We start from the raw sequence: 23,135 nt of genomic DNA on the forward strand, positions 1-23,135 counted from the left end.
GCGAGGCCGTAACACTTTGCTCTTGAGCTGACGCCGTTCTATCCTCCGACGGAACAAAAATCGAGGAACTCGCTGATGAAACTCACTTGGTACGGACAATCCGCCTTCAAGATCGAGGTGGCGGGCGCAAGCATCCTGATGGACCCGTTCCTGAGCGGCAATCCGCTTTGGAAGAAAAGTTGGGAAGGCCCGGCCGAAGGTGTCACTCACGTGCTTTTGACGCATGGTCACGGAGACCATGTCGGCGATGCGCTCGAGATCCTCAAGAAGACCGGAGCGATGCTGGTCGCCAACCCCGAGGTCTGCGGCTATCTCGGCGGCCAGGGCGTCGACCAGAACAATATCAACCAGGGCAACACCGGTGGCACGGTGGACTGCGGCCCGTTCACGACGACTTTTGTCCAGGCATTGCATTCCTCGTCCTATGGGGACGGCATCTATATGGGCAATCCCTGCGGGCTGGTCCTGCATTTCCAGGACGACAAGACGCTCTATCACATGGGCGATACCGACATCTTCTCGGATATGGCGCTGGTCAACGAGCTGCATGAGCCGAAGATCGGCCTGGTGCCGGTCGGCGACCGCTTTACCATGGGAGGCGCTGTCGCGGCTCTCGCCTGCCGCCGCTATTTCAAGTTCGATGTCGCCGTGCCATGCCACTATGCGACTTTCGGCCTGCTCGACCAGACGCCCGACAAATTCGTCGCCGGAATGGAGGGTTCGGGCGTGAATGTCGTCGTGCCTGGGATCGGCGAGGCGGTCACACTATAAATTGAAAACGGAATTAAACCATGGGCTTGAGGAACTCTCTTTGCGTTTCGATGCTGTTTGCGGCGTCGCCGGCGCTTGCCGCGGACGATTTCATTGAAGGAGTATACCTCAAGTCCGAGGAGCTCTGCGCACAGGCCAGGAAAGATACCCTGCAGACGCTGATCGATGCCGGCAACATCGTGCTGTCGGCCCATGGCCTGCAAGGGGTCGAATACAATTGCGAGTTCTTGCAGATCAGCAAGGCGACACGCTCGCCGAGCTGGGCGGTGACGGCCATTTGCCAGGAGCCGGGCTACGTTTTTCCCGACGTGCTCTCGGTGACGCAGATGAGCCCGACTCAGATCGATCTCGTCTCCGTCCGGCCCATCGAAGACGAGAGCGAGGCGAGCGGCAACAGCGGCAGCTACTATCTGTGCGAGGGCATGGCCCCGCCGTGAGGTCATTTGCCCGATTGTGGGCATGCACATGTGTCGGTAGCTAATCAAGTTGTCCGGTTTGGTAGCACATGATCTGTCCGCTTCTGTTTTGGCGTCGAAGCGGTTCACGCGGCTTGCCTGATGGGGCAAGTGTCTTCGATTGCGGCGCCGTCAGAGCTGTAGCGAGCGATGCGGCGCGGCCCGTGAAAGATCGCCAGGGTTCCATCCGGGTAGTGCCTGACCTTGACGGTGGCTTTGACGAAGTGATGCCGGATCGGGCTCTATGGCAGCTGCAATCGCAGCCGCGCGAAGGCGACCGTGTTATCGCGGGCAACGACGCGCTCCTCCTCGATGCACAGGATCTGGGCCAGTTGTTGCGGGTCTGCGGCGACAAAGGCGCTGTCCTCGACCGCGGCCGGCCTGGCGAAGCGGGCATTGTGAGCTGGTAGGTAGGTCTGTGCGATGAACCGGTTGGCGGCCTCGATGTCGGCAATTCCGGCCAGCGCCAGCTCTCTCGGCAGCCGATCCTGCAAGGTGGAGAACATCCGCTCCGAGCGGCCTCGCGCTTCAGGGGAATAGGCTGGAATATGTTCGATACCCAGCCGCTCGAGCGCCCGGCCGACCTGGGTCAGCCGGCTTTTGTCGACCGCCTCGCCGGCCTTCAGCGTCACGAAATAGTGGCTGCCGCGATCGCTGTAGAGGCTCGATGGCAATCCCTTGGCGACGAATGTCTCCAGAAGGCCCTGAAAGCTCGACGCCGTGCCTTCCTCCTCGATCAGGAAGGCCGAATAGATCGTGCTCGTCGCATCGTCCATCGTCACGATCAGGTCCAGCATCGGCTCACCCGCCAGCCATCGATGACGGCTGCCATCCTGATGCAGCATCATCCCCTCGCAAGGCTTCCTCTCCCGCTTGCGCCGGTGAGCACCGCGCCGCTTGGCCCGTTCCACAAGGCCCGCCGCGTGGAGCTGCGTCTTGATGAAGGTGTAGCCCCAGCTGAAATGGTGATCGCGCAGCAGGTGCTCGTGGAAATGCTTCACATTCCAGCCGAGGTAGCGATGACGGTAAAGCTCCAGCATCTCCTCAATCGCTTCCGCCGGCACCCGACGCGTCGAAAGCTTGCCCAAGCGCCGATCCAGCAACCCTGCTTCCCCAGCTTCTTCGTACCGGTCGCGGTAGCGTCGGAATTGCCGCTCCGACATGCCAAGCAACTCCCCTGCCTCCATCATCGAAAGATCGCCACCATTCCAGCGGCTCAATACGTCCCGAAACTTTTGCATTCTCCGGTCCTGTAGCCATGCCGTCCGCTTCATCCCCAGCCTCCATCCGCTGGCGATAAAACCGGACAACTCACGTGCTACCTAATCCGGACAACTCATGTGCTTACGACATTGTGGGCATGCACATGTTGCGCGCCGCGCGCGGCGCCGCTATAGGCCGGGGCTGGTTTTCCCGAGGCACAAACATGTCCGTTGACGTCAAGACAGTGAAGCGCGTCGCGCGTCTCGCCCGCATTGCGGTGAGCGAGGAAGATGCCGAACGCATGACCGGCGAGCTGAATGCCATACTGGGCTTCGTCGAACAGCTGAACGAGGTCGATGTTTCCGGGGTCGAGCCGATGACTTCGGTAACTCCGATGGGGATGAAGAAGCGCCAGGACGTCGTCACCGACGGCAACAAGGCTGCCGACATCGTCGCCAACGCGCCTGCCACGGAAGAGAACTTCTTCCTCGTGCCGAAGGTCGTGGAGTAACAGGCCGATGGCCATCGAAATCGCCATCGAGACGCCGCTGCAGGACGATGTGCGCGGCTTGGTCGCGGAGCTCAACGAGACGCTGCTCGAACTGACGCCGCCGGAACACTGCTATCACCTGACCGTCGAGCAGATGGCCGGCCCGGACACCACGGTCTTCGTCGTCCGCGACGACGGTTTTGCAATCGGTTGCGGGGCGCTGAAGCGCCATGACGGCGCCGTCGGCGAGGTCAAGCGCATGTACACGCGGCCCACGCATCGCGGCCAGAAAATCGGCGCCAGGATCGTGGAGCGTGTCGAAGCGCTGGCGCGCGAGGAAGGATTGAAGCGTCTGGTGCTGGAGACGGGCGATCGCCATCCTGCCGCCTGGGCTGTCTATGAACGTTCCGGCTTCTCGCGTTGCGGTCCGGTGCTGGATTATCCCGATTCCGAGTGGTCGGTGTTTTACGAAAAGAGCCTTGCCTGATGAGCGACCTGACCCGACTGACGATTTCGCAGGCCCGCGCCAAGCTGCGCGCCAAGGAAATCACCGCGACCGAGATCGCCGACGCCTATCTTGCTGCGATCGAGCGCGCCAATCCGGCGCTCAACGCCTACGTCGTGGTGACCGGCGACAAGGCGCGCGACATGGCCAAGGCCTCCGACGCCAGGCTGGTCAAAGGCGAGGGCGGTGCGCTGGAAGGCATTCCGCTCGGCATTAAGGACCTGTTCGGCACCGAGGGCGTGCACACCCAGGCCTGCAGCCATGTGCTCGACGGTTTCAAGCCGCATTACGAATCGACCGTCACCTCCAATCTGTGGGCTGACGGGGCGGTCATGCTGGGCAAGCTCAACATGGACGAGTTCGCCATGGGCTCGTCCAACGAGACGTCCTATTACGGGCCGGTGGTCAACCCGTGGCGGCGTTCGCGCGTCGATACGATGGTGATGCCGACCACGCATCAGGGCGATGGCGGCTTCGTTTCGGCCGGCGGCACCAGGACCGCGCGCACCCTGGACAATGCGCAGCTGGTGCCGGGTGGCTCGTCGGGCGGCTCGGCCTCCGCCGTCTCGGCTTTCCTGTGCGCGGGCGCCACGGCCACCGACACTGGCGGCTCGATCCGCCAGCCGGCCGCGTTCACCGGCACGGTCGGCATCAAGCCGACCTATGGCCGCTGCTCGCGCTGGGGTATCGTCGCCTTCGCCTCGTCGCTCGACCAGGCCGGGCCGATCGCGCGCGACGTGCGCGATGCCGCGATCCTGCTCAGATCGATGGCCTCCGTCGATCCGAAGGATACGACCTCGGTGGACCGGCCGGTGCCGGACTACGAGGCGGCGATCGGCAAGCCGATCAAGGGCATGAAGGTTGGGATTCCCCGGGAATACCGCGTCGACGGCATGCCGGAGGAGATCGAGGCCCTTTGGCAGAAGGGCATTGCCTGGCTCAGGGATGCTGGCGCCGAGATCGTCGACATCTCCTTGCCGCACACCAAATACGCGCTACCGGCCTATTACATCGTGGCGCCCGCCGAAGCCTCGTCCAACCTTGCGCGCTATGACGGCGTCCGCTACGGCCTTCGCGTGCCGGGCAAGGACATCGTCGAGATGTATGAGAAGACCCGCGCCGCCGGCTTTGGCCGCGAGGTCAAGCGCCGGATCATGATCGGCACCTATGTGCTGTCGGCGGGCTATTACGACGCCTACTATCTGCAGGCGCAGAAGGTGCGCAATCTGATCAAGCGGGACTTCGAGAACGTCTTTGCCGCCGGCGTTGATGTCATCCTGACACCGGCGACGCCATCTGCCGCCTTCGGCATTGCAGACGAGGACATGGCTTCCGATCCGGTGAAGATGTACCTGAACGACATCTTCACCGTCACCGTGAACATGGCGGGCCTGCCGGGCATTGCGGTGCCCGCCGGCCTAGACCCCAAGGGCTTGCCGCTCGGCCTGCAACTGATCGGCAGGCCGTTCGAAGAAGAGACGCTGTTCCAGACCGCTGCCGTCATCGAGCAGGCGGCCGGAACGTTCCAGCCGGAGAAGTGGTGGTAGGATCGTTTCTCATCTAAGGGGTGAGGGATGTTCTTTTATCTTTCGAAAATCTTCTGGTTCTTTATCCAGCCGCTCAACCTGACGATCTTCCTGCTGCTGGCGGGGCTGGTCTCGGCATTTTTCGGCCGCCCGCGGCTGGCAGCCACCGGCGGCGTGCTGGCGTTTTTGGTTCTGGCGCTTTCGGCCTGGACCTCGCTCGGCGCATTGCTGCTCAACCCGCTGGAGGAACGCTTTCCGCGCCCGCCGCTGCCGCAAAAAGTCGATGGCATCGTCGTGCTCGGCGGCGGCTTCGAGGGCGGCATCAATCTGGTGCGCGGCGGTTATGAGCTGAACAGCGGCGGCGACCGGATGGTCGAGACGGCCGTGCTGGCGCGGCGCTTTCCCGACGCCAAGGTGGTCGTCTCCGGCGGCAATGGCGAATTGTTCCTCGACGGCGAGGGCGATGCCGCCACCGCGCCGCGCCTGCTTGGCGCGCTTGGCGTGACGCCGGAGCGCCTGATCCTCGAGGGCAAATCGCGCAACACCTATGAGAATGCCGTCTTCACCAAGGCCTTGATAGCGCCGAAGCCGGGCGAAACCTGGCTGCTGGTCACCTCTGCCTACCATATGCCGCGCGCCAAGGCGCTGTTCGACAAGGCCGGCTTCGCGACCGTCCCCTGGCCGGTCGACTATCGAACGTCGGGAGACGAAGGCATCGGCCTGTTCCGCGACAATCCGGCCGATGCGCTGCAGGCGGCCACCATGGCGATCCGCGAATGGATAGGGCTGTTCGCCTATTGGCTGTCCGGCCGCATCGATCGGCCTTTTTCCGCACCTGGCGGCTGACCGATCACGGCGCGGCGCGCCGCCGAGAAGAACTGGCGCCGCACCAGAACGGCCAGGAGCAGAAGCGTCGACAGCACGAACACCACCGGATCGACGAACCAGCCGAGATAGCCGATCGAAAAGAACACGCCGCGCAGGCCGGAGTTGAAATGCTTGCCTGCCAGCATGTTCATCTGCGCCGCCCTCCACACCGCCGTTTCGGTGACCGGGTTGCGCGAGGCTTCGCCATGTGGGATCGGCACAGCACCGATCAGGATCGAGCAATAGTTGAACAGACGGTAGGCCCAGCCGAACTTGAAGAACGAAAACGCCAGGATCAGCACCAGTCCCAGCACCTTGATCTGAAAAGCCGGGCGCGACGGGGCGCCGCCCAGAGGCAGGGTGCTCAACACCTCGAGGACGCGGTCGGAGGCACCGAGCAAGGCAAAGCAGCCGCCAAGCGCGATCAGGGAGCTGGAGGCGAAGAAGGCGGTGCCTTGCTGCAGGCCACCCATGATGGCTGTGTCGACGATGCGGATCTCACGCTCGGCCATCCGGTGCATCCAGGCTTGCCGCTGCGCATTCATCGCCGTTGTCAGGGACATGCGGCTGACCAGCACACCGTCCGAGGCGAGCGTATGCAAAACCCACGCAATGAGGAAGAACGCCAACGCCGCGAGATCGGCTGTCGAAAGATCGAGGGAATCGCCCATTGGCGAATCCTATCACATCCAGTGCGATTGCTTCGATCGTCCGCGGCAGCGACGGATATGTCGCTGCCGGAGCAAACAAGGTCGGCAGGCGCTGCGCCGCGCCGTTCAAAACAGCGGAAACATCGCAGGAGTTCCTATATGTAGTCCCAGAGCGGCTTCGGGAGATTGTGGCGCGTGTTCCTTTCGGTTTTCGACCTGTTCAAGATCGGCATCGGACCATCGAGTTCGCACACGATGGGACCGATGACGGCCGCCCGCCGTTTCCTCGACGAGATCGCCGGAGACGACTGGCCGCGTCCGGCCGGCGCCAAGGTTGCTCGCATCGGCGCCAGCCTGCACGGCTCGCTCGCCTATACCGGCATCGGCCATGGCAGTGACCGTGCCGTCATTCTCGGCCTTGCCGGGCAGACGCCGCAGACGGTCGACCCTGACCAGGCGGACGGCATTGTCGCTCGCATCACCGCCGACAAGCTGGTTTCACCGCCCGGCCACCCCTCCTACCGTTTCGATACGGCCGGCGACCTGGTGCTCGACCGCAAGACGCCGCTCACCGGCCACGCCAACGGCATGGCGTTTTATGCCTATGATGCCGGCGACCGCCTGCTGCTCAAGCGCATCTATTATTCGATCGGCGGCGGCTTCGTGGTTTCGGAAGAAGAGCTGCAGCGCATGAAAGCCAAGGGTTCGGTGACGACCGAAGGCAAAAAAGTCCCTTATCCCTTCAAGAACGCCCTCGAGATGCTGAAGATGGCTGGCAAGAGCGGCCTTTCCATTGCCGAGATGAAGCGGGTCAACGAGGAAACACAAATGTCGCGCGATGAGCTCGACGCCGGCCTCGACGCCATCTGGGGTGCCATGAAGAGTTGCATCGAGCGCGGCCTGTCGCAGGACGGCATCATGCCGGGCGGGCTGAAGGTGCGCCGCCGGGCCAGGCAATTGCACGACAAGCTGCAGGAGCAGTGGCAGCAGAACCGGCCCAATCCGCTGCTCGCCAATGACTGGCTGTCGATCTATGCCATGGCCGTCAACGAGGAGAATGCGGCCGGCGGGCGCGTGGTCACCGCGCCGACCAACGGCGCGGCCGGCACGCTGCCGGCAGTGCTGCGCTACTGGCTGCATTTCCATCCCGAGGCCGACCAGCCCAGCATTCGCGATTTCCTGCTCACGGCAGCCGCCGTCGGCGGCATCATCAAGTCCAATGCGTCCATCTCCGGCGCCGAGGTCGGCTGCCAGGGCGAAGTCGGCTCGGCTTCGGCCATGGCGGCGGCCGGCCTGTGCGCGGTCATGGGCGGCACGCCCGAACAGGTCGAGAACGCCGCCGAGATCGCGCTGGAGCACCATCTGGGCATGACCTGCGATCCGGTCGGCGGGCTGGTGCAGGTGCCCTGCATCGAGCGCAACGCGCTAGGCGCGGTCAAGGCGGTGACGGCCGCCTCGCTTGCCATCAAGGGCGACGGCACCCATTTCGTGCCGCTGGATGCCGCGATCGAAACCATGCGCCAGACCGGCCTTGACATGAACGAGAAGTACAAGGAGACCAGCCTCGGCGGGCTGGCGGTCAATGTGGTGGAGTGTTGAGGGCTGGCACTGTGGAGAACTTGCTCAGGCCGTTGACGCATCCGTGCGACGGATTAAATCTTGGGCAATGGCTCTCAACCTCCTAAAGCTCTGCGTCGGCTGCGACAGCGTCGAGGATCTCGAAGAATGGATCGCGTTCCGCCTCGACGAGCGGCGCCGTGCCGGCGAACCGGCCGAGCATTGGCACACCACCCGCATGGTGCCGACGCGCGCCGATGAGGTTACCGACGGCGGCTCGCTCTACTGGGTGATCAAGGGAAGTGTGCAATGCCGGCAGTTGATCACCGAGATCCGGCCATTCACCGATGACGAGGGCATCGGCCGCTGCCATCTGATGCTGGATCCGCAAGTGGTGCGCACCGACTGGCAGCCGCGCCGCGCCTTTCAGGGCTGGCGCTATCTAAAGCCATCGGATGCACCTGCCGATCTCGGCAAGGGCAAGCCGGGGCAGGTCGAAATGCCGCCGAAACTCCGGCGCGAGCTCGCCGATCTCGGCCTGCTCTAAGTCACAATCGGCTTGTTCCGAGCCGCCCATTGGCTTTCTCCGAGCCGCCCATTGGCTTGCTCCGAGCAGCCAGTTGGCTTGCTCCGGGGCAATCTGGCGGCATGGTCGGCCCGTATAGGCGGACTGCGGTTGCTGGCCCTCAATGTTGCTGTCCGTTGGACTTGCAAGCGTCGCGACAACGCCACATCTTGAAAATCATGAGCGATAGGAACCATCCGGTTTCGATATCTGACGCATTCGCGCCGACCACATCGCGCCGCGGCGTGGTGGGATGCGGACCATGTGTCGCGCAAGGTCATGATTTGCGGCTCAGAAATAACACCCGGTGGCGGCATGCTCGTGTTCAGGAATAGTCTGGAAAACCGGCCGATCGCCGGGCATTCACGGGGCAGTGGAATATGATAGGCGCGATCATCGCTGTCGTCGCATTGCTGCTGGTGCTGATGGGCCTGGCAACGGCTTTCGTGCGGGCCGACCCGAGCAGGCTTGCAGGCGACATGAGGAAGGTTGGGCCGGTTTTGCTGGCATTGATCGGCGGCGCCGTGCTGCTGGTCGGGCGCGGCGGTCTCGGCGGCATCATCCTGCTCGCAGCGATTGCCTGGTACGGCTCGATGCGGCTGAACCAGCGAGCCGTGATGCCGGCGCGGAGACGCTCGACCGTACGCACAGCGGCGCTGGAAATGGACCTCGATCACGATACAGGCGGCCTTGAAGGCCTTATCCTGGCAGGCCGCCATGAAGGCAAGATGCTTGGTGCGATGGGCAAAGCCGAATTGCTGCAGCTGTTTCGCGAACTCTCCGGTGACCCGGAGAGCCGGCAACTGCTAGAGACGTATCTTGACGGCAGATTTCCCGTCTGGCGCAAAAACGCTGAGGCGCACAGTGGCGAAGGGCTGGGTATTGCGCCAAGTCCGGGCGCCATGACTAAGGAGGAGGCCTACAAGGTCCTTGGTCTTGAAGCGGGGGCCGCCGCGGCGGATGTCCGCAAGGCGCACCGCCGCCTGATGCAACGCCTGCACCCCGATATCGGCGGCACGTCTTTCCTGGCGGCGCGGATCAACGAAGCCAAGGACGTCTTGCTCTCCAATCACAACTAGTCTCCTTCGACGCAGAAATTTTCCGGGAGATATCTTCTACGCCGTCCCTACTGCTGGACGGCGTAGCACTCGATTTTCTTCTTCTTGAGGGCGGTGCAGGCCTTCCAGGCCGCGGTCTTGGAACCGAAGCCGCCGAAGCGGGCGCGGTAGTACGTGACGCCGTCCTTGTCGAAGGCGACGGTGAAGCCGGAGGCATCTGCCAGCGCCTTGGGCGCCTGCTTGGTGGTCTTGTCGAGGAAGGCCTGGGCTTCGGACTGTTTCGGCGACGAGGCGACCTGAATGGCCCAACCCGACGGCACCGACGCGGTATTGACCGGGTCGACGGCCGGCGCGGGCTCGGCATAAGCGGACACCACCTGTGCCGTGGCGACCTTGGGGGCGGAGACGATAACCGTCTTCACCTTCTTTGCCGGAACAACCACTTTGGTTTCTTCGGCTGCGTTATCGTCGGCGTCCTCGCTGTCGCCCTGGGCTACCGTCGCGTCGTCGGCAACGGCCTCGTCCGCGTCATCGGCGCTGGCCACCGCCATCGGCTTCTCATCCGGAGTCGGTGCGTCGTGCTTGGGCAACAGCACCTTGGCCAATGCCGTCACCGGGTTGCCGCTATCGGCCTTGGCGACCAGATCGCCGCCGCCCCGGGTCGATGCCCGCGGCAGATAGGTGTTGATCAGGGCCGCCATCTGATTGTCGCGGCTGCTGCCCGAGGTGCCGCCCATGACCACGCCGACAATGCGACGGTTGCCGTCGGAAACCGACGAAACCAGGTTGAAGCCCGAAGCGCGGGTGTAGCCGGTCTTGATGCCGTCGACGCCCTTGATGCGTCCAAGCAGGCGGTTGTGGCCGTTGATGCGCTGGCGGCCATAGAGGAAGGAGCGCTGCGAGAAATAGCCGTAATATTGCGGGAAATGTTCGCGCAGCGCGATGCCGAGCGTTGCCATGTCGCGCGCAGTGGTGAACTGGCCGGGATCGGGCAAGCCGTTGGCGTTGCGGAACACGGTGCCGTTCATACCGAGCTGCCGCGCCTTGGCAGTCATCATGCGGGCGAAGTTGGTCTCGTTGCCGCCGAGCATTTCGCCGAGCGCGGTGGCCGAATCATTGGCCGATTTGGTCACCATCGACAGGATGGCGGTCTCGACCGCCACCGATCCGCCCGGCTTCACGCCGAGCTTCGTCGGCGGCTCTGCCGCGGCATGAGCCGAGAAGACGACCGGCGAGTTCCGGCTGATCTTGCCCTTGGCCAGAGCCTCGAAAGTCAAATAAAGCGTCATCATCTTGGTGAGCGAGGCGGGATAACGCCGGGCGTTGGCATCCGAGGAGTAGAGCACCTTGCCGGTCTTGGCGTCGACCACGATGGCCGCGGACTTCGCGGCGAGCGACGGGGCCGCACTTGCAACGACGATGGTCATCGCCACGGCGATGATCATGACCGTTTTGAAAGGGGACGCGGATTTGGAAACGATGCCCGACAACGCCTGACGCACTGATAGTTCCTTTGAATTTCTTGTTGCGCTGGAGGCGGCAAAGGGATCCTGCCTCACTTCCGGGCAAGCTATCGGGGCAGCGTTACCAATCCGTTTATGGTAACCGCCGCGTTCACCATTTTCTGGTGGTTTGAGCCTCTGTTTATTCGAATTTTAGCCATTGCCCACACCGGCTAGGACGGAAGCTGGCGATTTCTTGACTTTTGTGCGTCGCACAATATATTCGAGTGCATTGCACAAAGCGCTCGGGGCAGGGCGCATCAACCGTCCAGGGAGAATTGAAATGACGCAGACCTATGAGGACTTCAGCAAATACGGCAAAGAGTTCGCCGACACCGGCTTGAAGAGCTTCGCCTCTTTGTCCAAGGGCGCGCAGGCAATTGCGGCCGAGGCCGGCGAATACACCAAGAAGAGCTTCGAAGCCGGCAGCGCCGCTTTCGAGAAGATTGTTTCGGCCAAGTCGCTCGACAAGGCGATCGAGGTCCAGTCCGACTATGCCAAGCAGTCCTATGAGGCGTTCGTCGCCGAGGCCACCAAGATCGGCGACCTCTATGCCGAACTCGCCAAGGAAGCCTACAAGCCGTTCGAATCGATCGTTGCCAAGGCGAAGTAATTTCGTTCGGCAGTACGAGATCTGGGCCCATTGGGCCAAGACAGAGCCCGGCCGCGCCAGCGTGGCCGGGTTTTTTCATGTCAATTTCCGATCAGGGGCCTGGCTCGCCTTCACGATTGCGAAAATCCGCCAAGTTGGGCACCTAGCCATATTGTCAGCTAACCAGAAGGGCTTAAAATCGTCCATCGAACACCTACATGTCGAACTCGCATGAGGATTCGAAAGAGGCAGGATTACGTGACGATCGGTTTGACTGCCACCAGGGCACGGATGCAGAACGGCAGCGGCGACGGCAATGAGGCCGGCCGCGGCACGGCGGTCATCACGCGCACAAAGACCAAGACCAAGAAACCCAGCCTCTATCGGGTCCTCATCCTGAACGACGACTACACACCGATGGAGTTCGTGGTTCACGTGCTGGAACGTTTTTTCCAGAAGGACCGCGAAGCCGCCACACGCATCATGCTTCATGTTCACAATCATGGAGTGGGCGAGTGCGGGGTCTATACATTCGAGGTGGCCGAGACCAAAGTGTCCCAGGTCATGGATTTCGCCCGACAAAATCAGCATCCGCTGCAATGCGTGATGGAGAAGAAGTGAGGTAACATGCCGGCTTTCTCCCAAGGCCTGGAAAAGGCGCTTCACCAAGCGCTGACGCTCGCCAACGAGCGGCACCATGAATATGCAACCCTTGAACATCTGCTGCTCGCCCTGATCGACGACACCGAGGCGGCCGCCGTCATGCGCGCCTGCAATGTCGATCTCGACGAGTTGAAGCACACTGTTCTCACCTATATCGACACCGAGCTCGACAATCTGGTTACCGGCTATGACGAGGATTCCAAGCCGACCGCCGGCTTCCAGCGCGTCATTCAGCGTGCGGTGATCCATGTGCAGTCGTCCGGCCGCGAAGAGGTCTCCGGCGCCAACGTGCTCGTCGCCATCTTCGCCGAGCGCGAGAGCCATGCCGCCTATTTCCTGCAGGAACAGCAGATGACCCGTTACGACGCGGTCAACTACATCTCGCACGGCATCGCCAAACGTCCGGGCGCGTCGGAGACGCGTTCGCCGCGCGGCGCCGATGACGAGCAGGGTGGCGCGAACGGCGCCGAGCCGCAAGAGGAAGGCGGCAAGAAGAAGCAGCAGCAGGACGCGCTGACCGCTTATTGCGTCAATCTCAACAACAAGGCCAAGGCCGGCAAGATCGATCCGCTGATCGGGCGCGAGTCCGAGATCAACCGCACCATCCAGGTGCTGTGCCGCCGTTCCAAGAACAATCCGCTTTATGTCGGCGATCCCGGCGTCGGCAAGACGGCGATCGCCGAGGGCCTCGCCAAGCGCATCGTCGAGGGTGATGTTCCGGAAGTCTTGCACAACGCCACCATCTTCGCGCTCGACATGGGCACGCTTTTGGCCGGCACGCGCTATCGCGGCGATTTCGAGGAGCGACTGAAGCAGGTCGTCAAGGAGCTCGAGGATTATCCGGGCGCTGTGCTGTTCATCGACGAGATCCACACCGTCATTGGCGCCGGCGCGACGTCGGGCGGCGCCATGGATGCGTCGAACCTGTTGAAGCCGGCACTGTCTTCGGGTGCGATCCGCTGCATCGGTTCGACAACCTACAAGGAGTTCCGCCAGTTCTTTGAGAAGGACCGCGCGCTCGTACGTCGCTTCCAGAAGATCGACGTCAACGAGCCGACCATCGAGGACGCCATCGAGATCATGAAGGGCCTGAAGCCCTATTTCGAGGAGTTCCACAAGGTCCGCTACACGACGGAAGCCATCAAGGCTTCGGTTGAGCTGTCGGCGCGCTACATCAACGACCGCAAGCTGCCGGATAAGGCGATCGACGTGATCGACGAGACCGGCGCCTCGCAGATGCTGGTGCCGGAGGCCAAGCGCAAGAAGACCATCGGCATCAAGGAGATCGAAGCGACGATCGCCACCATGGCGCGCATCCCGCCGAAGACTGTTTCGGCCGATGACGAGAAGGTGCTGCAGGGTCTCGACATCGAGCTGAAGCGCGTCGTCTACGGCCAGGACACTGCGATCACCGCGCTGACCTCGGCGATCAAGCTGGCGCGTGCCGGCCTGCGCGAACCGGAGAAGCCGATCGGCTCCTATCTGTTCTCGGGTCCGACCGGCGTCGGCAAGACCGAAGTCGCCAAGCAATTGGCCGCTTCGCTCGGCGTCGAGCTGATCCGTTTCGACATGTCGGAATATATGGAACGCCACACGGTCTCTCGGTTGATCGGCGCGCCTCCCGGCTATGTCGGTTTCGATCAGGGCGGCCTTTTGACCGACGGCGTCGACCAGCATCCGCATTGCGTGCTGCTGCTGGACGAAGTCGAGAAGGCGCATCCGGACCTGTTCAACATCCTGTTGCAGGTGATGGACCATGGCAAGCTGACCGACCACAACGGCAAGCAGATCGACTTCCGCAATGTGATCCTGATCATGACCACCAATGCGGGCGCGTCGGATGCGCAGCGCGCGGCGATCGGTTTCGGGTCGACCAAGCGCGAAGGCGACGATGTCGAGGCGATCAACCGGCTGTTCACGCCGGAGTTCCGCAATCGTCTCGATGCGATCATCCCGTTCGGCTCGCTGCCGGTGCCGGTTATCCATCAGGTGGTGCAGAAGTTCGTCATGCAACTGGAGGCCCAGCTCTCCGAGCGTGGCGTCACCTTCGACCTGTCGCCGGATGCGATCGCCTGGCTCGCCGACAAGGGCTATGACGAGCGCATGGGTGCGCGTCCGCTCGGCCGCGTCATCCAGGAGCACATCAAGAAGCCGCTGGCAGACGAAGTGCTGTTCGGAAAGCTCAAGAAGGGTGGCACGGTGCGCGTCAGCGTCGAGAAGAAGGAAACCGGCGAGACCGGCCTGAAGCTCGAATCGCTCGCCGACGAGGCACCGGTGAAGCCCAAGAAGGAAGAACCGGAAGACGCCCCCAAGCCGCGCAAGGCAGTGGCCAAGAAGCCGGCGGCCAAGAAGGCCGTCGCGCAGAAGCCCGAGCCCAAGGGCAAGGACGGTGGCAAGCGCAGCCTGGTGCCGCAACTGCCGCGCAAGAGCTGATAGTCACTCCCTCGAAAAAGCCCCGGAGACGGGGCTTTTTCATTGGCACAAAGCGACGATCACTGAAGCGCTGCTGTCGGCCCCTAGACAGCAAGCGGCGTTGGGCGGGTTTTGGCTGATTTGTCCGTCCAGGACGGTGGTGCTCCCACGTTGGCGCCGACCATGCCGAACAGGCCGGGCGCGCGGCCAAAGACCTCGCAGGCCGTGTATTTCGGCTTGCCGCCGAGGAACGATTTTATGCGTTGGCCTGACGGTATCGAGATATGCAATCCCGACGGCGCCTTGCCGGTGACGAGCATGCGCGAAAAGTCGTTTCCGAAAGTAGCGCCCAGACTGTACGCATCGCCGATCTCGGATGACGGTCTTTCCGCGCCGCTTGCCAGGGCGAGCAGGACGGACAGTTCGCGTCTCGGTATGTCGACGGAGCTGGACCCGACCGTCACGCTGAAATTCAGCGGGTCGATGGTGACCATGCCAACGGTAATCCGCGGCTCCTGCGCAACACCGCCCGCAGCCGCGCCATCAGTTCATCGATCAGGAAGGGTTTGCCCAGATAGTCGTCGGCGCCGGCATCGAGCCCCTCAATGCGCTCTTTCGGCTCGTTGCGGGCCGTCAGGACGATCACCGGCGCATCGACACCTGCCGCCCGCAGCCTGGGAATCAAGCTCAGTCCCTCTCCATCCGGCAATGTTCGGTCGAGCAGGATTGCCCTCATAGACGTGCTGGCACGACAGTTCGATAGCATCGCCAAGCAGCATGGTGTGATCGACAACGACGCCTTGTTTGCCAAGCGCCCTGGTGAGCGCGTCAGCCATTTCTCTTTCGTCCTCGATCAACAGAACCCGCATTGCACGTCCACGTCTCGCCGGTGCCTTGTCATCCGTCAGGATTACAGCAGCATTGCGAACAACAGCCGTTCGCCAGATGGCTGCGTGCGTTCATTTCCATGAGATGGGGAATTTTATGTCCGGACCAGGCCAGATCATCATCCTCAACGGCGCACCGCGATCGGGGAAATCGAGCATCGTCCAGGCAGTTCAGGAGAGCTTCGAGGGCCCATGGATGAACCTGGGGGTCGACACCTATGAGCAGGTCACGCCGCTGCGCTGTCGCCCGGGGATAGGTTTGCGGCCCGGCGGCGAGCGCCCGGATATCGAGGGTCTCGTGCCGAGGTTCTACGCCGCGCTCTACGAATCGATCGCCGCCCACAGCCGAGTGGGGTTGAATGTCGTGGCCGATCTCGGTCATCACGACAGCTATTCGCGACCCCTTGATTGCCTTGTCGATTGCGCCCGGCGCCTCGCAGGCCTGCCGGTTCTGTTTGTCGGTGTCCGCTGCCCGATCGAAATCATCATGCAGAGGCGCGCCGACAGTCCGGCGGGGAGGGGATATGTGATCGGGTCGCCTGATGATCCTGTACCGTTGGCGGTGCGCCTGTGGCAGGAGGAGGTACACCGGCCTGGCGTATATGATCTGGAAGTGGACACATCGCTTCTGACGCCGGCACAATGTGCGGATGCGATCCGCGGGCGGCTCAGGCAAAATGTAGAGCCTCCGACGGCGTTTGAGAGGCTTTTGGCGTTCTCCGCAAACAAGCTGTCCTGATCGCGCGCTCAGCGGCGATGAGAATGAATCTCAGCCGCGCGGCCCGCTCCTCATCTACGGCGGGCATAATCTGATTGATGTGCTCGGCGGAATGGCGATCACGCTGATGTCCTGGCGGCTCGGATCCATGATTTTCGATGCGCAACCGCGTAACCTTCCCAGACGGCCGCAGCTGCTGGGAACCACTGAAAGCCAGGCGTCAGATAGTGGCATGGCCGCCTTTATCCGGCCGGCATTCTCGGCCAGCACCTCGGGTTTCTCCATCTGGCCCGTATGCGGCTTCAGCGCGATGCCTTCGAAGCGCGGAATGACGTGGACGTGAAGGTGATAGACGGTCTGCCCGGAGGCCGGCTCGTTGAACTGCATCACGGTGACACCATCGGCCTTGAATGCCTCGCGGACGGCGAGCGCCACCTTCTGCACGACCGTGAAAAGCGGGCCGAACGTTGCCGGATCGGCGTCGAGCAGATTGCGCGACGGCGCCTTCGGCACCACCAGCGTATGGCCCGTTCCCTGCGGCATCACATCCATGAAGGCAACGACCGCTTCGTCCTCGTAGACGCGGTGCGAGGGAATTTCACCGCGCAGGATCTTGGCAAAGATGTTGTCGGTGTCATAGGCGGTTTCGGCCATGGCGAACGCTCCGGATTGTGCCTCGCTAATTGGTGTAGCGAAGCCTCTCGTGAGCGGCAAGACGATCGGGCGAGATCGATGAAGCCGATCTCGACAGGCGTGCACTGCCAACCCAGGGATGCCGAACCTGACATATGCTCCTGCCCTGCAGGATGGGCCTACTCCTCGAGATCTTTGCGGAACGGTGTGTGCTCTTCCAGGTATTCGCCCATGCGTTCAACCTCGCGCCGTTCGCGCCTGAGATAATCGGCGACGGCGTTGCGCAGGCCGGGATGGGCGATGTAATGCGCGGAATGCATGATCACCGGCCGGTAGCCTCGCGCCAGCTTGTGTTCGCCCTGTGCGCCCGCCTCGACCACCTTCAGCTTGCGTTCGATGGCGAAGTCGATGGCCTGGTGATAGCAGACCTCGAAATGCAGGAACGGATGATCCTCGATGCAGCCCCAGTTGCGGCCGTAGAGCGCATCCGAGCCGATGAAGTTGATAGCGCCGGCAATGTAGCGGCCGTTGCGCCTGGCCATCACCAGCAGGATGTCCTCGGCCATGCGCTCGCCGATCAGCGAGAAGAATTCGCGGTTCAGATAGGGCCTGCCCCATTTGCGGCTGCCGGTGTCCATGTAGAAGGCGAAGAAATCGTCCCAGGCCCGTTCTGTAAGGTCCTTGCCGGTAAGCCAGTCGATGGAGATGCCGTCGGCAAGCGCCTCGCGGCGCTCCTTCTTCATGGCCTTGCGCTTGCGGGAGGCGAGCGTGGCGAGGAAATCGTCATAGGTCGAGAAGCCCTCGTTGACGAAGTGGAACTGCTGGTCGGTGCGATGCAGGAAGCCCGCCGCCTCCAGCACGTCCACGTCGCTCCCCTGCGCGAAGGTGACATGCGCGGAAGAGACGCCGAGCCTTTCCGTCACCGCCTTCAATCCCTCGGCGAGCCCGGCCTTGACGGTGCCGGAATGCTGGCCCCTGCTCACCAGCAGGCGAGGGCCGGTGACCGGCGTGAACGGTACCGAGCATTGCAGTTTGGGATAGTAACGGCCGCCGGCGCGCTCGAAGGCATCCGACCAGCCGTGATCGAACACATATTCGCCCTGGCTGTGTGATTTGAGATAGCAGGGGACCGCGCCGAGCAGCGTGCCTTGACCATTCTCCAGCCTGAGATGATGACCTTGCCAGCCAGTGCGCCGCACGGCGCAGCCGGAATCCTCGAGTGCGCTCAGGAAAGCATATGAAACGAGGGGGTTATAACCGTTTTCGGCATCACTGCGCGTGGTCCCGGCTAAACCGTCCCACTCTTCGCAGGTGAAGGCGCCGATGCCCGCCGCAATGCGGATCGCATACTCCGCATCAACCGTTTGCCCGTCGCCGTCGTCGCCCTGATCCATGAGGCTTATTTAAGCTCCATCCGGACCGCTACAAGTCACGTTCTAGGCACCCTGCCTCAAGTGACCTTGACCAGATCGGGCTCGAACCCTTCGAACGTCATCTGGTCCGCATATTTGAATGTAAGGTCGACCGCCGGCTGGTCATGCACCGTCCAGGTGATGACCGGCATTTTGAGCCGTTCACGCACAAAGCTGACGAATGGATTCGGCAGGTCGCCCGCTGCGTAGGAGGTGAAGGCGATCTGATGCGCCAGCATGGCGAAATGCGCTTCGATCAGCCTGTCGTCCTTGCCATAGGCGGTCAATCCAGCCGGGATGCCCGGCGCATCCCTGGCGAAATCGCGGATCAGCCAGTGGTCGAACGACATGATCGCCACCTTGCCCTTGTAGCGCTTGAGCAGCCTACCGACGCTCGCCACAAGGCCATTGTCGTATCCAGCCACGCCTTTTAGTTCGACCACCAGCGGCACCCGCCCGTCGATCAGATCGAGCGCCTCGCGCAGCGTCGGCACATGATCAGACGTGCCGCCGACCTTGAGCGCTGCCAGTTCGGCCGCCGTGCGCTGCCAGACGAAACCGTCGTGCCCAGTCAGCCGCTGCAAGTCGCCATCATGGATAATGACGGGAACTCCGTCCGACGACAGGTGCACGTCGCATTCGATGGCATAGCCGCGTTCGGCCGCGGCGGCAAAGGCGGAGAGGGTGTTTTCCCAGCGCGTCTTGTTCATGTCGTGAAAGCCGCGATGGGCGACAGGCCGGGCAATCAGCCAGGAAAGGTCGGTCATGTCAGGCTCGCTCATTCGACTTCGAAGATCGCTTCGATTTCCACCGCGGCATTAAGCGGCAGCGAAGCCGTGCCGACAGCGGAACGGGCGTGCTTGCCGCGGTCGCCGAGCGCCGCCACCAGGAAATCGGAGGCGCCGTTGGCGACCAGATGCTGCTCGACGAAATCCGGCGCCGAGGCGACGAAGACGGTGATTTTGACGAGCCGGCGTATCTTCTCGAGATCGCCAAGTGCCGCCTTGGCTTGCGCCAGGATGTTGATCGCGCAGTATTTTGCCGCTTCCTTGCCGGTTGCTGTGTCGACGTCGCGGCCAAGCAGTCCGCTCGCCTGCAGCTTGCCGTCCTTGAGCGGCAATTGTCCGGCGGTGAAAAGCAGGTTTCCGGTCCTGCAATGCGGCACGTAGTTGGCGGCAGGCGCCGCGGCCGCGGGAATGGTGACCCCGAGGTCGTTTAGCCGCTTTTCGATTGTTTCACTCATTGCTTTTCCCTATTGCTGGAAGGCGCCGCGTCAGCCGGGCCGAAATTGCTATTTTTGCCTCGCTTCCGCCACGACTTTTTTTAAGCTGGACCATCTTTCCCTGCGGCCTGCCATCAGCCGCGACGATCGGAGCCTCTCATGCGCGCAACGCGCCTTGCATTCCATGCCGTCCTGTTGCCGGCGGTCTTTTCGATAGGTCCCGCTTTCGCCGTGCCGGCGCTGCAGGCGCATCGCGCCGTCTACGACCTTACCCTCAAGAAGGCGGACGACCGCTCCGGGATCACCGGCATTACCGGTCGCATGGTCTACGAATTCAACGGCTCGGCCTGCGAGGGGTATACGGTGAAATTTCGCTTCGTCACCCAGATCGCCACCAGCGACAATACCAAGCTGACCGACCAGCAAACGACGACGTTCGAGGATGCCGAAGGCAAGACCTTCTCGTTCGTGACCAAATCCTTCGTCGATCAGAACCTCGACAAGGAGGTCAAGGGCGTCGCCACGAAGGAAACGAAAGGGCTGAAGGTCGATATCGACAAGCCCGAGAAGAACAGCCTGGAACTTGCCGCCACCCAGTTTCCGACCCAGCACCTGGTCGAATTGATCGACAAGGCCGAGAAGGGTGAAAACTTCTATCAAACCAATCTGTTCGACGGTTCCGAGGACGCCAACAAGGTGATGTCCACCACCGTCGTCGTCGGCAAGAGGACCGATGCCGACAAGGCCGATCCGGAAGCGCCGGCGCTGGCCAAGCTTGCCACCGACAAATACTGGCCGGTCGACATCGCCTATTTCGACGACAGTGCCAAGAACGGAGAAGAGACGCCGGAATACCGGATCAGCTTCAAGCTGCACGAGAACGGCATCACCCGCGATCTAACCATGGACTATGGCGATTTCTCCATGACCGGCAAGCTGGTCAATCTGTCGCTTTTCGACCAGACGAAGGCCTGCCCGACGAAATAAACTTCGATTTGCCTCGACGCAGCGCCGTCGCGGTCCACGGCTTGAAAGCGTCGCGGCGGCTTCTCATCTTCTCGAGGCCGCCGGCCGCTTCATCTTCTGTGCGAATCCCTTCTATCATCGCTCGTCGCCGGTACCGGTCGGCGGAAGAAGGAATGCGGCGAGCCTCATGGCGGTCTATGTCGACGCGGCGATCTGGAAATGGGTTGGCCATCGCTGGTGCCATCTGATGGCCGACGACACCGATGAACTGCATCGTTTCGCCGCGCAACTCGGCATCAAGCGCTCATCCTACCAGGGGCCGCCGAAGACATCGGCGCCGCATTATGACATAACCGGTTTCGAGCGCGACCGCGCGGTGCGGCTCGGTGCCATCGAGTGCAATCGTGAAGAGATCGTCGCGATCTTCCGGCGGGTGAGGGTGCCAAAGGGTAAGATAAAGTGTTGAGGGCACGCGCGGATCGCCGCAGGCGCGCCGCAATGCGTCGTTGCGCTTGCGTTTGGAGCACTTCCCCTCTATATGCGCGCTCATTCCACACACGGACTTTGGTGTCTGCCCGGGAGAAATCCGGCTGAAACCTCCGGTGGCATCGAGGACTTCGTCCGAAAATGCCTGTGTCCGTGGAGGCTAACCGGAAAGGAAAATGAGAATGGCTCTGCCTGATTTCAGCATGCGCCAGCTTTTGGAAGCTGGCATTCACTTCGGCCACCAGACCCACCGCTGGAACCCGAAGATGGCGCCCTATATCTACGGCGCCCGCAACAACATCCACATCATCGACCTCAGCCAAACGGTGCCGTTGCTGCACCAGGCGCTGAAGCAGGTTTCCGACACCGTCGCCAAGGGCGGCCGCGTGCTGTTCGTCGGCACCAAGCGCCAGGCGTCCGACATCGTCGCCGATGCCGCGCAGCGTTCGGCCCAGTACTATGTCAACTCGCGTTGGCTGGGCGGCATGCTGACCAACTGGAAGACGATCTCGAACTCGATCCAGCGCCTGCGCAAGCTCGACGAGATGCTGGCCGGCGAGGCGCAAGGGTTGACCAAGAAGGAGCGTCTCAATCTCGACCGCGAGCGCGAGAAGCTCGACAAGGCTCTCGGCGGCATCAAGGACATGGGCTCGACGCCCGACCTGATGTTCGTGATCGACACCAACAAGGAAGCGATCGCCATCCTCGAGGCCAAGCGCCTTGGCATTCCGGTCGTCGCCATCATCGACTCGAACTGCGATCCGGACAAGATCGACTTCCCGATCCCCGGCAATGACGACGCCGCGCGCGCCATCCAGCTCTATTGCGACCTCATCGCGAAGGCTGCCATCGACGGCATCGCCCGCCAGCAGGGCGCGCTGGGTGTCGACATCGGCGCTTCGGTGGAAGCTCCGGTCGAGCCGGTGCTCGGCGAAACTCCGGCGGCGGAAACTCCGGAAGCGTGATAGCGAGGGCCGGTCACGGCCTTCATCTTTCTAATATTTTGACGCGTTAAACGGACGCACCGTCGAGATTCGATGGTGCGTCGGCGCATTTGAACAAAGAGGCGACAATGAGCATTTCGGCTGCACAGGTCAAAGAACTCCGCGACTTGACCGGCGCGGGCATGATGGACTGCAAGGCGGCGTTGAACGAGACCAACGGCAACATGGAAGAAGCCGTCGACTGGCTGCGCAAGAAGGGTATCTCCAAGGCCGACAAGAAGGCAGGCCGCACCGCGGCCGAGGGCCTGATCGGCGTCGATTCCGGCGTGCGCGAGGCCGCGGTCGTCGAGGTCAATTCCGAGACCGACTTCGTAGCCCGCAACGCCGCCTTCCAGGAGATCGTCGCCAACGTCGCCAAGGTGGCGCTGGCCTATGGCACGAGCGAGGCCGTGGCTGCCGCGAAGTACCCGGGTTCGGACAAGTCGGTCACCGACACCATCAAGGACGCCGTCGGTACCATCGGCGAGAACATGGGCTTCCGCCGTTCGGCCAAGCTCACCGTTCCGCACGGCGCCGTCGCGACCTATGTTCACAACGCGGTTGCCGACGGCCTTGGCAAGCTCGGCGTCCTGGTCGCTATCGAGACCACGGGCAACGAGCACGCGGCCAATGCATTCGCCCGCCAGGTCGCCATGCATGTCGCCGCCACCAACCCGATGGCGCTGACCACCGAGGAACTCGATCCCGCGGCAGTCGAGCGCGAGAAGGCGATCTTCGCCGACCAGGCGCGCCAGTCCGGCAAGCCGGAGGCGATCATCGAGAAGATGGTCGAGGGCCGCCTGCGCAAGTTCTACGAGGAAGTCGTGCTTCTGAAGCAGGCCTTCGTGCTCAATCCCGACATCACCGTCGAGAAGGCGCTGAAGGATGCCGAGAAGGAGATCGGCGCTCCGGCCAAGATCTCGGCCTATCTGCGTTTCGCGCTCGGCGAAGGCATCGAGAAGGAAGCGACCGATTTCGCGGCGGAAGTCGCGGCGGCGGTCAAGAAATAGCC

At 62.5% G+C, this 23,135-nt stretch carries 24 protein-coding genes and 3 pseudogenes; 18 read left to right on the forward strand and 9 right to left on the reverse strand.

What is annotated here, in order from left to right:
* Window positions 1–75: 75 nt before the first annotated feature.
* On the forward strand, window positions 76–771 hold the full coding sequence (locus FJ972_RS17510) for a metal-dependent hydrolase (protein ID WP_140498750.1): 696 nt from the start codon (window positions 76–78) through the stop codon (window positions 769–771).
* 20 nt (window positions 772–791) lie between these two features.
* Entirely contained in the window at window positions 792–1,208 is a 417-nt protein-coding gene (locus FJ972_RS17515) for a hypothetical protein (RefSeq protein ID WP_140515339.1), read from the forward strand.
* Window positions 1,209–1,468: 260 nt separating this feature from the next.
* On the opposite strand, the gene FJ972_RS17520 is transcribed toward FJ972_RS17515, so the two are convergent.
* On the reverse strand, window positions 1,469–2,467 hold the full coding sequence (locus tag FJ972_RS17520) for an ISNCY family transposase (RefSeq protein WP_210241335.1): 999 nt from the start codon (window positions 2,465–2,467) through the stop codon (window positions 1,469–1,471).
* Window positions 2,468–2,652: 185 nt separating this feature from the next.
* Between FJ972_RS17520 and gatC the strand changes: the two genes are divergently transcribed.
* Genes gatC through FJ972_RS17540 form a run of 4 tightly spaced genes read left to right on the forward strand, consistent with a single transcriptional unit; the run spans window position 2,653 to window position 5,796 of the window.
* Complete coding sequence (gatC, locus tag FJ972_RS17525; protein WP_140498745.1) at window positions 2,653–2,940, forward strand: Asp-tRNA(Asn)/Glu-tRNA(Gln) amidotransferase subunit GatC; 288 nt, start codon at window positions 2,653–2,655, stop codon at window positions 2,938–2,940.
* Window positions 2,941–2,947: 7 nt separating this feature from the next.
* Window positions 2,948–3,406 carry a GNAT family N-acetyltransferase gene (locus FJ972_RS17530; protein ID WP_140525253.1) on the forward strand — a complete coding sequence of 153 codons (459 nt, stop codon included), beginning with the start codon at window positions 2,948–2,950 and terminating at the stop codon, window positions 3,404–3,406.
* Window positions 3,406–4,971 carry an amidase gene (locus tag FJ972_RS17535; RefSeq protein WP_140525252.1) on the forward strand — a complete coding sequence of 522 codons (1,566 nt, stop codon included), beginning with the start codon at window positions 3,406–3,408 and terminating at the stop codon, window positions 4,969–4,971. The genes FJ972_RS17530 and FJ972_RS17535 overlap by 1 nt, the downstream gene beginning before the upstream one ends.
* Window positions 4,972–4,998: 27 nt before the next feature.
* Window positions 4,999–5,796 (forward strand): YdcF family protein, encoded by a 798-nt coding sequence (locus tag FJ972_RS17540; protein ID WP_140525251.1) that lies wholly within the window; start codon window positions 4,999–5,001, stop codon window positions 5,794–5,796.
* Here FJ972_RS17540 and FJ972_RS17545 read toward each other — a convergent pair.
* Window positions 5,745–6,488 (reverse strand): DUF599 domain-containing protein, encoded by a 744-nt coding sequence (locus tag FJ972_RS17545; RefSeq protein WP_140525250.1) that lies wholly within the window; start codon window positions 6,486–6,488, stop codon window positions 5,745–5,747. The two genes, FJ972_RS17540 and FJ972_RS17545, sit on opposite strands and share 52 nt — an antisense overlap.
* 174 nt (window positions 6,489–6,662) lie before the next feature.
* Between FJ972_RS17545 and FJ972_RS17550 the strand changes: the two genes are divergently transcribed.
* From FJ972_RS17550 to FJ972_RS17560, 3 genes are all read left to right on the forward strand, one after another.
* The gene (locus FJ972_RS17550; RefSeq protein WP_140525249.1) at window positions 6,663–8,066 is read left to right on the forward strand and encodes an L-serine ammonia-lyase; all 1,404 of its coding nucleotides are present in this window, start codon (window positions 6,663–6,665) and stop codon (window positions 8,064–8,066) included.
* Window positions 8,067–8,133: 67 nt separating this feature from the next.
* Complete coding sequence (locus tag FJ972_RS17555) at window positions 8,134–8,571, forward strand: DUF1489 family protein (RefSeq protein ID WP_140498734.1); 438 nt, start codon at window positions 8,134–8,136, stop codon at window positions 8,569–8,571.
* Window positions 8,572–8,969: 398 nt separating this feature from the next.
* Complete coding sequence (locus FJ972_RS17560) at window positions 8,970–9,668, forward strand: DnaJ domain-containing protein (protein WP_181173472.1); 699 nt, start codon at window positions 8,970–8,972, stop codon at window positions 9,666–9,668.
* A 47-nt stretch (window positions 9,669–9,715) separates the two neighbouring features.
* Here the strand turns inward: FJ972_RS17560 and FJ972_RS17565 are convergent, their stop codons facing one another.
* Window positions 9,716–11,149, reverse strand: coding sequence for a D-alanyl-D-alanine carboxypeptidase (locus FJ972_RS17565; protein ID WP_140525248.1), 1,434 nt, complete (start codon window positions 11,147–11,149; stop codon window positions 9,716–9,718).
* 283 nt (window positions 11,150–11,432) lie between these two features.
* Here FJ972_RS17565 and FJ972_RS17570 point away from each other — a divergent pair, with 283 nt between their 5' ends.
* The 3 genes from FJ972_RS17570 to clpA all read left to right on the forward strand — a co-directional run bounded on the left by FJ972_RS17570 (window position 11,433) and on the right by clpA (window position 14,837).
* Window positions 11,433–11,762 carry a phasin family protein gene (locus FJ972_RS17570; RefSeq protein WP_140498728.1) on the forward strand — a complete coding sequence of 110 codons (330 nt, stop codon included), beginning with the start codon at window positions 11,433–11,435 and terminating at the stop codon, window positions 11,760–11,762.
* Window positions 11,763–12,032: 270 nt separating this feature from the next.
* Complete coding sequence (clpS, locus tag FJ972_RS17575; protein WP_027051901.1) at window positions 12,033–12,362, forward strand: ATP-dependent Clp protease adapter ClpS; 330 nt, start codon at window positions 12,033–12,035, stop codon at window positions 12,360–12,362.
* A 6-nt stretch (window positions 12,363–12,368) separates the two neighbouring features.
* The gene (clpA, locus tag FJ972_RS17580; RefSeq protein WP_140525247.1) at window positions 12,369–14,837 is read left to right on the forward strand and encodes an ATP-dependent Clp protease ATP-binding subunit ClpA; all 2,469 of its coding nucleotides are present in this window, start codon (window positions 12,369–12,371) and stop codon (window positions 14,835–14,837) included.
* An 83-nt stretch (window positions 14,838–14,920) separates the two neighbouring features.
* Here clpA and FJ972_RS17585 read toward each other — a convergent pair.
* A pseudogene (locus FJ972_RS17585) lies at window positions 14,921–15,193 on the reverse strand (DUF3313 domain-containing protein); the annotation flags it as partial.
* Window positions 15,189–15,652 (reverse strand): annotated as a pseudogene (locus FJ972_RS17590) (response regulator transcription factor); the annotation flags it as partial. The pseudogenes FJ972_RS17585 and FJ972_RS17590, both read right to left, overlap by 5 nt.
* Here FJ972_RS17590 and FJ972_RS17595 point away from each other — a divergent pair.
* A complete protein-coding gene (locus FJ972_RS17595; protein ID WP_226880645.1) occupies window positions 15,557–15,787 on the forward strand; it encodes a hypothetical protein in 231 nt (76 codons plus the stop codon). The pseudogene FJ972_RS17590 and the gene FJ972_RS17595 sit on opposite strands and share 96 nt — an antisense overlap.
* A 13-nt stretch (window positions 15,788–15,800) precedes the next feature.
* Window positions 15,801–16,442, forward strand: coding sequence for a chloramphenicol phosphotransferase CPT family protein (locus tag FJ972_RS17600; RefSeq protein WP_140525246.1), 642 nt, complete (start codon window positions 15,801–15,803; stop codon window positions 16,440–16,442).
* A gap of 210 nt (window positions 16,443–16,652) precedes the next feature.
* On the opposite strand, the pseudogene FJ972_RS17605 reads toward FJ972_RS17600, so the two are convergent.
* The 4 genes and pseudogenes from FJ972_RS17605 to FJ972_RS17620 form a co-directional block, all read right to left on the reverse strand.
* Window positions 16,653–17,075 (reverse strand): annotated as a pseudogene (locus tag FJ972_RS17605) (HIT family protein); the annotation flags it as partial.
* Window positions 17,076–17,233: 158 nt separating this feature from the next.
* On the reverse strand, window positions 17,234–18,448 hold the full coding sequence (locus tag FJ972_RS17610) for a GNAT family N-acetyltransferase (protein ID WP_140525245.1): 1,215 nt from the start codon (window positions 18,446–18,448) through the stop codon (window positions 17,234–17,236).
* A 56-nt stretch (window positions 18,449–18,504) separates the two neighbouring features.
* Complete coding sequence (locus tag FJ972_RS17615; protein ID WP_140525244.1) at window positions 18,505–19,233, reverse strand: glycerophosphodiester phosphodiesterase; 729 nt, start codon at window positions 19,231–19,233, stop codon at window positions 18,505–18,507.
* A gap of 11 nt (window positions 19,234–19,244) precedes the next feature.
* Window positions 19,245–19,709 (reverse strand): RidA family protein, encoded by a 465-nt coding sequence (locus FJ972_RS17620; protein WP_140525243.1) that lies wholly within the window; start codon window positions 19,707–19,709, stop codon window positions 19,245–19,247.
* A 138-nt stretch (window positions 19,710–19,847) separates the two neighbouring features.
* Here FJ972_RS17620 and FJ972_RS17625 point away from each other — a divergent pair, with 138 nt between their 5' ends.
* The 4 genes from FJ972_RS17625 (at window position 19,848) to tsf (ending at window position 23,133) form a co-directional block, all read left to right on the forward strand.
* Window positions 19,848–20,675 carry a cell envelope integrity EipB family protein gene (locus tag FJ972_RS17625; protein WP_140525242.1) on the forward strand — a complete coding sequence of 276 codons (828 nt, stop codon included), beginning with the start codon at window positions 19,848–19,850 and terminating at the stop codon, window positions 20,673–20,675.
* 166 nt (window positions 20,676–20,841) lie between these two features.
* A complete protein-coding gene (locus tag FJ972_RS17630) occupies window positions 20,842–21,120 on the forward strand; it encodes a DUF4031 domain-containing protein (RefSeq protein ID WP_140525241.1) in 279 nt (92 codons plus the stop codon).
* Between the two features lie 202 nt (window positions 21,121–21,322).
* Complete coding sequence (gene rpsB, locus FJ972_RS17635; RefSeq protein WP_140498708.1) at window positions 21,323–22,105, forward strand: 30S ribosomal protein S2; 783 nt, start codon at window positions 21,323–21,325, stop codon at window positions 22,103–22,105.
* 107 nt (window positions 22,106–22,212) lie between these two features.
* Window positions 22,213–23,133, forward strand: a complete 921-nt coding sequence (tsf, locus tag FJ972_RS17640; protein WP_140498706.1) for a translation elongation factor Ts — start codon at window positions 22,213–22,215, stop codon at window positions 23,131–23,133.
* Window positions 23,134–23,135 lie beyond the last annotated feature (2 nt).

The sequence above is a fragment of the Mesorhizobium sp. B2-1-1 genome, assembly GCF_006442975.2.
Lineage (GTDB): Bacteria > Pseudomonadota > Alphaproteobacteria > Rhizobiales > Rhizobiaceae > Mesorhizobium.

What these genes read in the sequence shown, in the direction of transcription:
- FJ972_RS17510 (WP_140498750.1), top strand. Translation starts at nt 76, where the DNA reads ATGAAACTCACTTGGTACGGACAATCCGCCTTCAAGATCGAGGTGGCG.
- FJ972_RS17515 (WP_140515339.1), top strand. Translation starts at nt 792, where the DNA reads ATGGGCTTGAGGAACTCTCTTTGCGTTTCGATGCTGTTTGCGGCGTCG.
- FJ972_RS17520 (WP_210241335.1), bottom strand. Translation starts at nt 2,467, where the DNA reads ATGCAAAAGTTTCGGGACGTATTGAGCCGCTGGAATGGTGGCGATCTT.
- gatC (WP_140498745.1), top strand. Translation starts at nt 2,653, where the DNA reads ATGTCCGTTGACGTCAAGACAGTGAAGCGCGTCGCGCGTCTCGCCCGC.
- FJ972_RS17530 (WP_140525253.1), top strand. Translation starts at nt 2,948, where the DNA reads ATGGCCATCGAAATCGCCATCGAGACGCCGCTGCAGGACGATGTGCGC.
- FJ972_RS17535 (WP_140525252.1), top strand. Translation starts at nt 3,406, where the DNA reads ATGAGCGACCTGACCCGACTGACGATTTCGCAGGCCCGCGCCAAGCTG.
- FJ972_RS17540 (WP_140525251.1), top strand. Translation starts at nt 4,999, where the DNA reads ATGTTCTTTTATCTTTCGAAAATCTTCTGGTTCTTTATCCAGCCGCTC.
- FJ972_RS17545 (WP_140525250.1), bottom strand. Translation starts at nt 6,488, where the DNA reads ATGGGCGATTCCCTCGATCTTTCGACAGCCGATCTCGCGGCGTTGGCG.
- FJ972_RS17555 (WP_140498734.1), top strand. Translation starts at nt 8,134, where the DNA reads ATGGCTCTCAACCTCCTAAAGCTCTGCGTCGGCTGCGACAGCGTCGAG.
- FJ972_RS17560 (WP_181173472.1), top strand. Translation starts at nt 8,970, where the DNA reads ATGATAGGCGCGATCATCGCTGTCGTCGCATTGCTGCTGGTGCTGATG.
- FJ972_RS17570 (WP_140498728.1), top strand. Translation starts at nt 11,433, where the DNA reads ATGACGCAGACCTATGAGGACTTCAGCAAATACGGCAAAGAGTTCGCC.
- clpS (WP_027051901.1), top strand. Translation starts at nt 12,033, where the DNA reads ATGCAGAACGGCAGCGGCGACGGCAATGAGGCCGGCCGCGGCACGGCG.
- clpA (WP_140525247.1), top strand. Translation starts at nt 12,369, where the DNA reads ATGCCGGCTTTCTCCCAAGGCCTGGAAAAGGCGCTTCACCAAGCGCTG.
- FJ972_RS17600 (WP_140525246.1), top strand. Translation starts at nt 15,801, where the DNA reads ATGTCCGGACCAGGCCAGATCATCATCCTCAACGGCGCACCGCGATCG.
- FJ972_RS17610 (WP_140525245.1), bottom strand. Translation starts at nt 18,448, where the DNA reads ATGGATCAGGGCGACGACGGCGACGGGCAAACGGTTGATGCGGAGTAT.
- FJ972_RS17615 (WP_140525244.1), bottom strand. Translation starts at nt 19,233, where the DNA reads ATGACCGACCTTTCCTGGCTGATTGCCCGGCCTGTCGCCCATCGCGGC.
- FJ972_RS17620 (WP_140525243.1), bottom strand. Translation starts at nt 19,709, where the DNA reads ATGAGTGAAACAATCGAAAAGCGGCTAAACGACCTCGGGGTCACCATT.
- FJ972_RS17625 (WP_140525242.1), top strand. Translation starts at nt 19,848, where the DNA reads ATGCGCGCAACGCGCCTTGCATTCCATGCCGTCCTGTTGCCGGCGGTC.
- FJ972_RS17630 (WP_140525241.1), top strand. Translation starts at nt 20,842, where the DNA reads ATGGCGGTCTATGTCGACGCGGCGATCTGGAAATGGGTTGGCCATCGC.
- rpsB (WP_140498708.1), top strand. Translation starts at nt 21,323, where the DNA reads ATGGCTCTGCCTGATTTCAGCATGCGCCAGCTTTTGGAAGCTGGCATT.
- tsf (WP_140498706.1), top strand. Translation starts at nt 22,213, where the DNA reads ATGAGCATTTCGGCTGCACAGGTCAAAGAACTCCGCGACTTGACCGGC.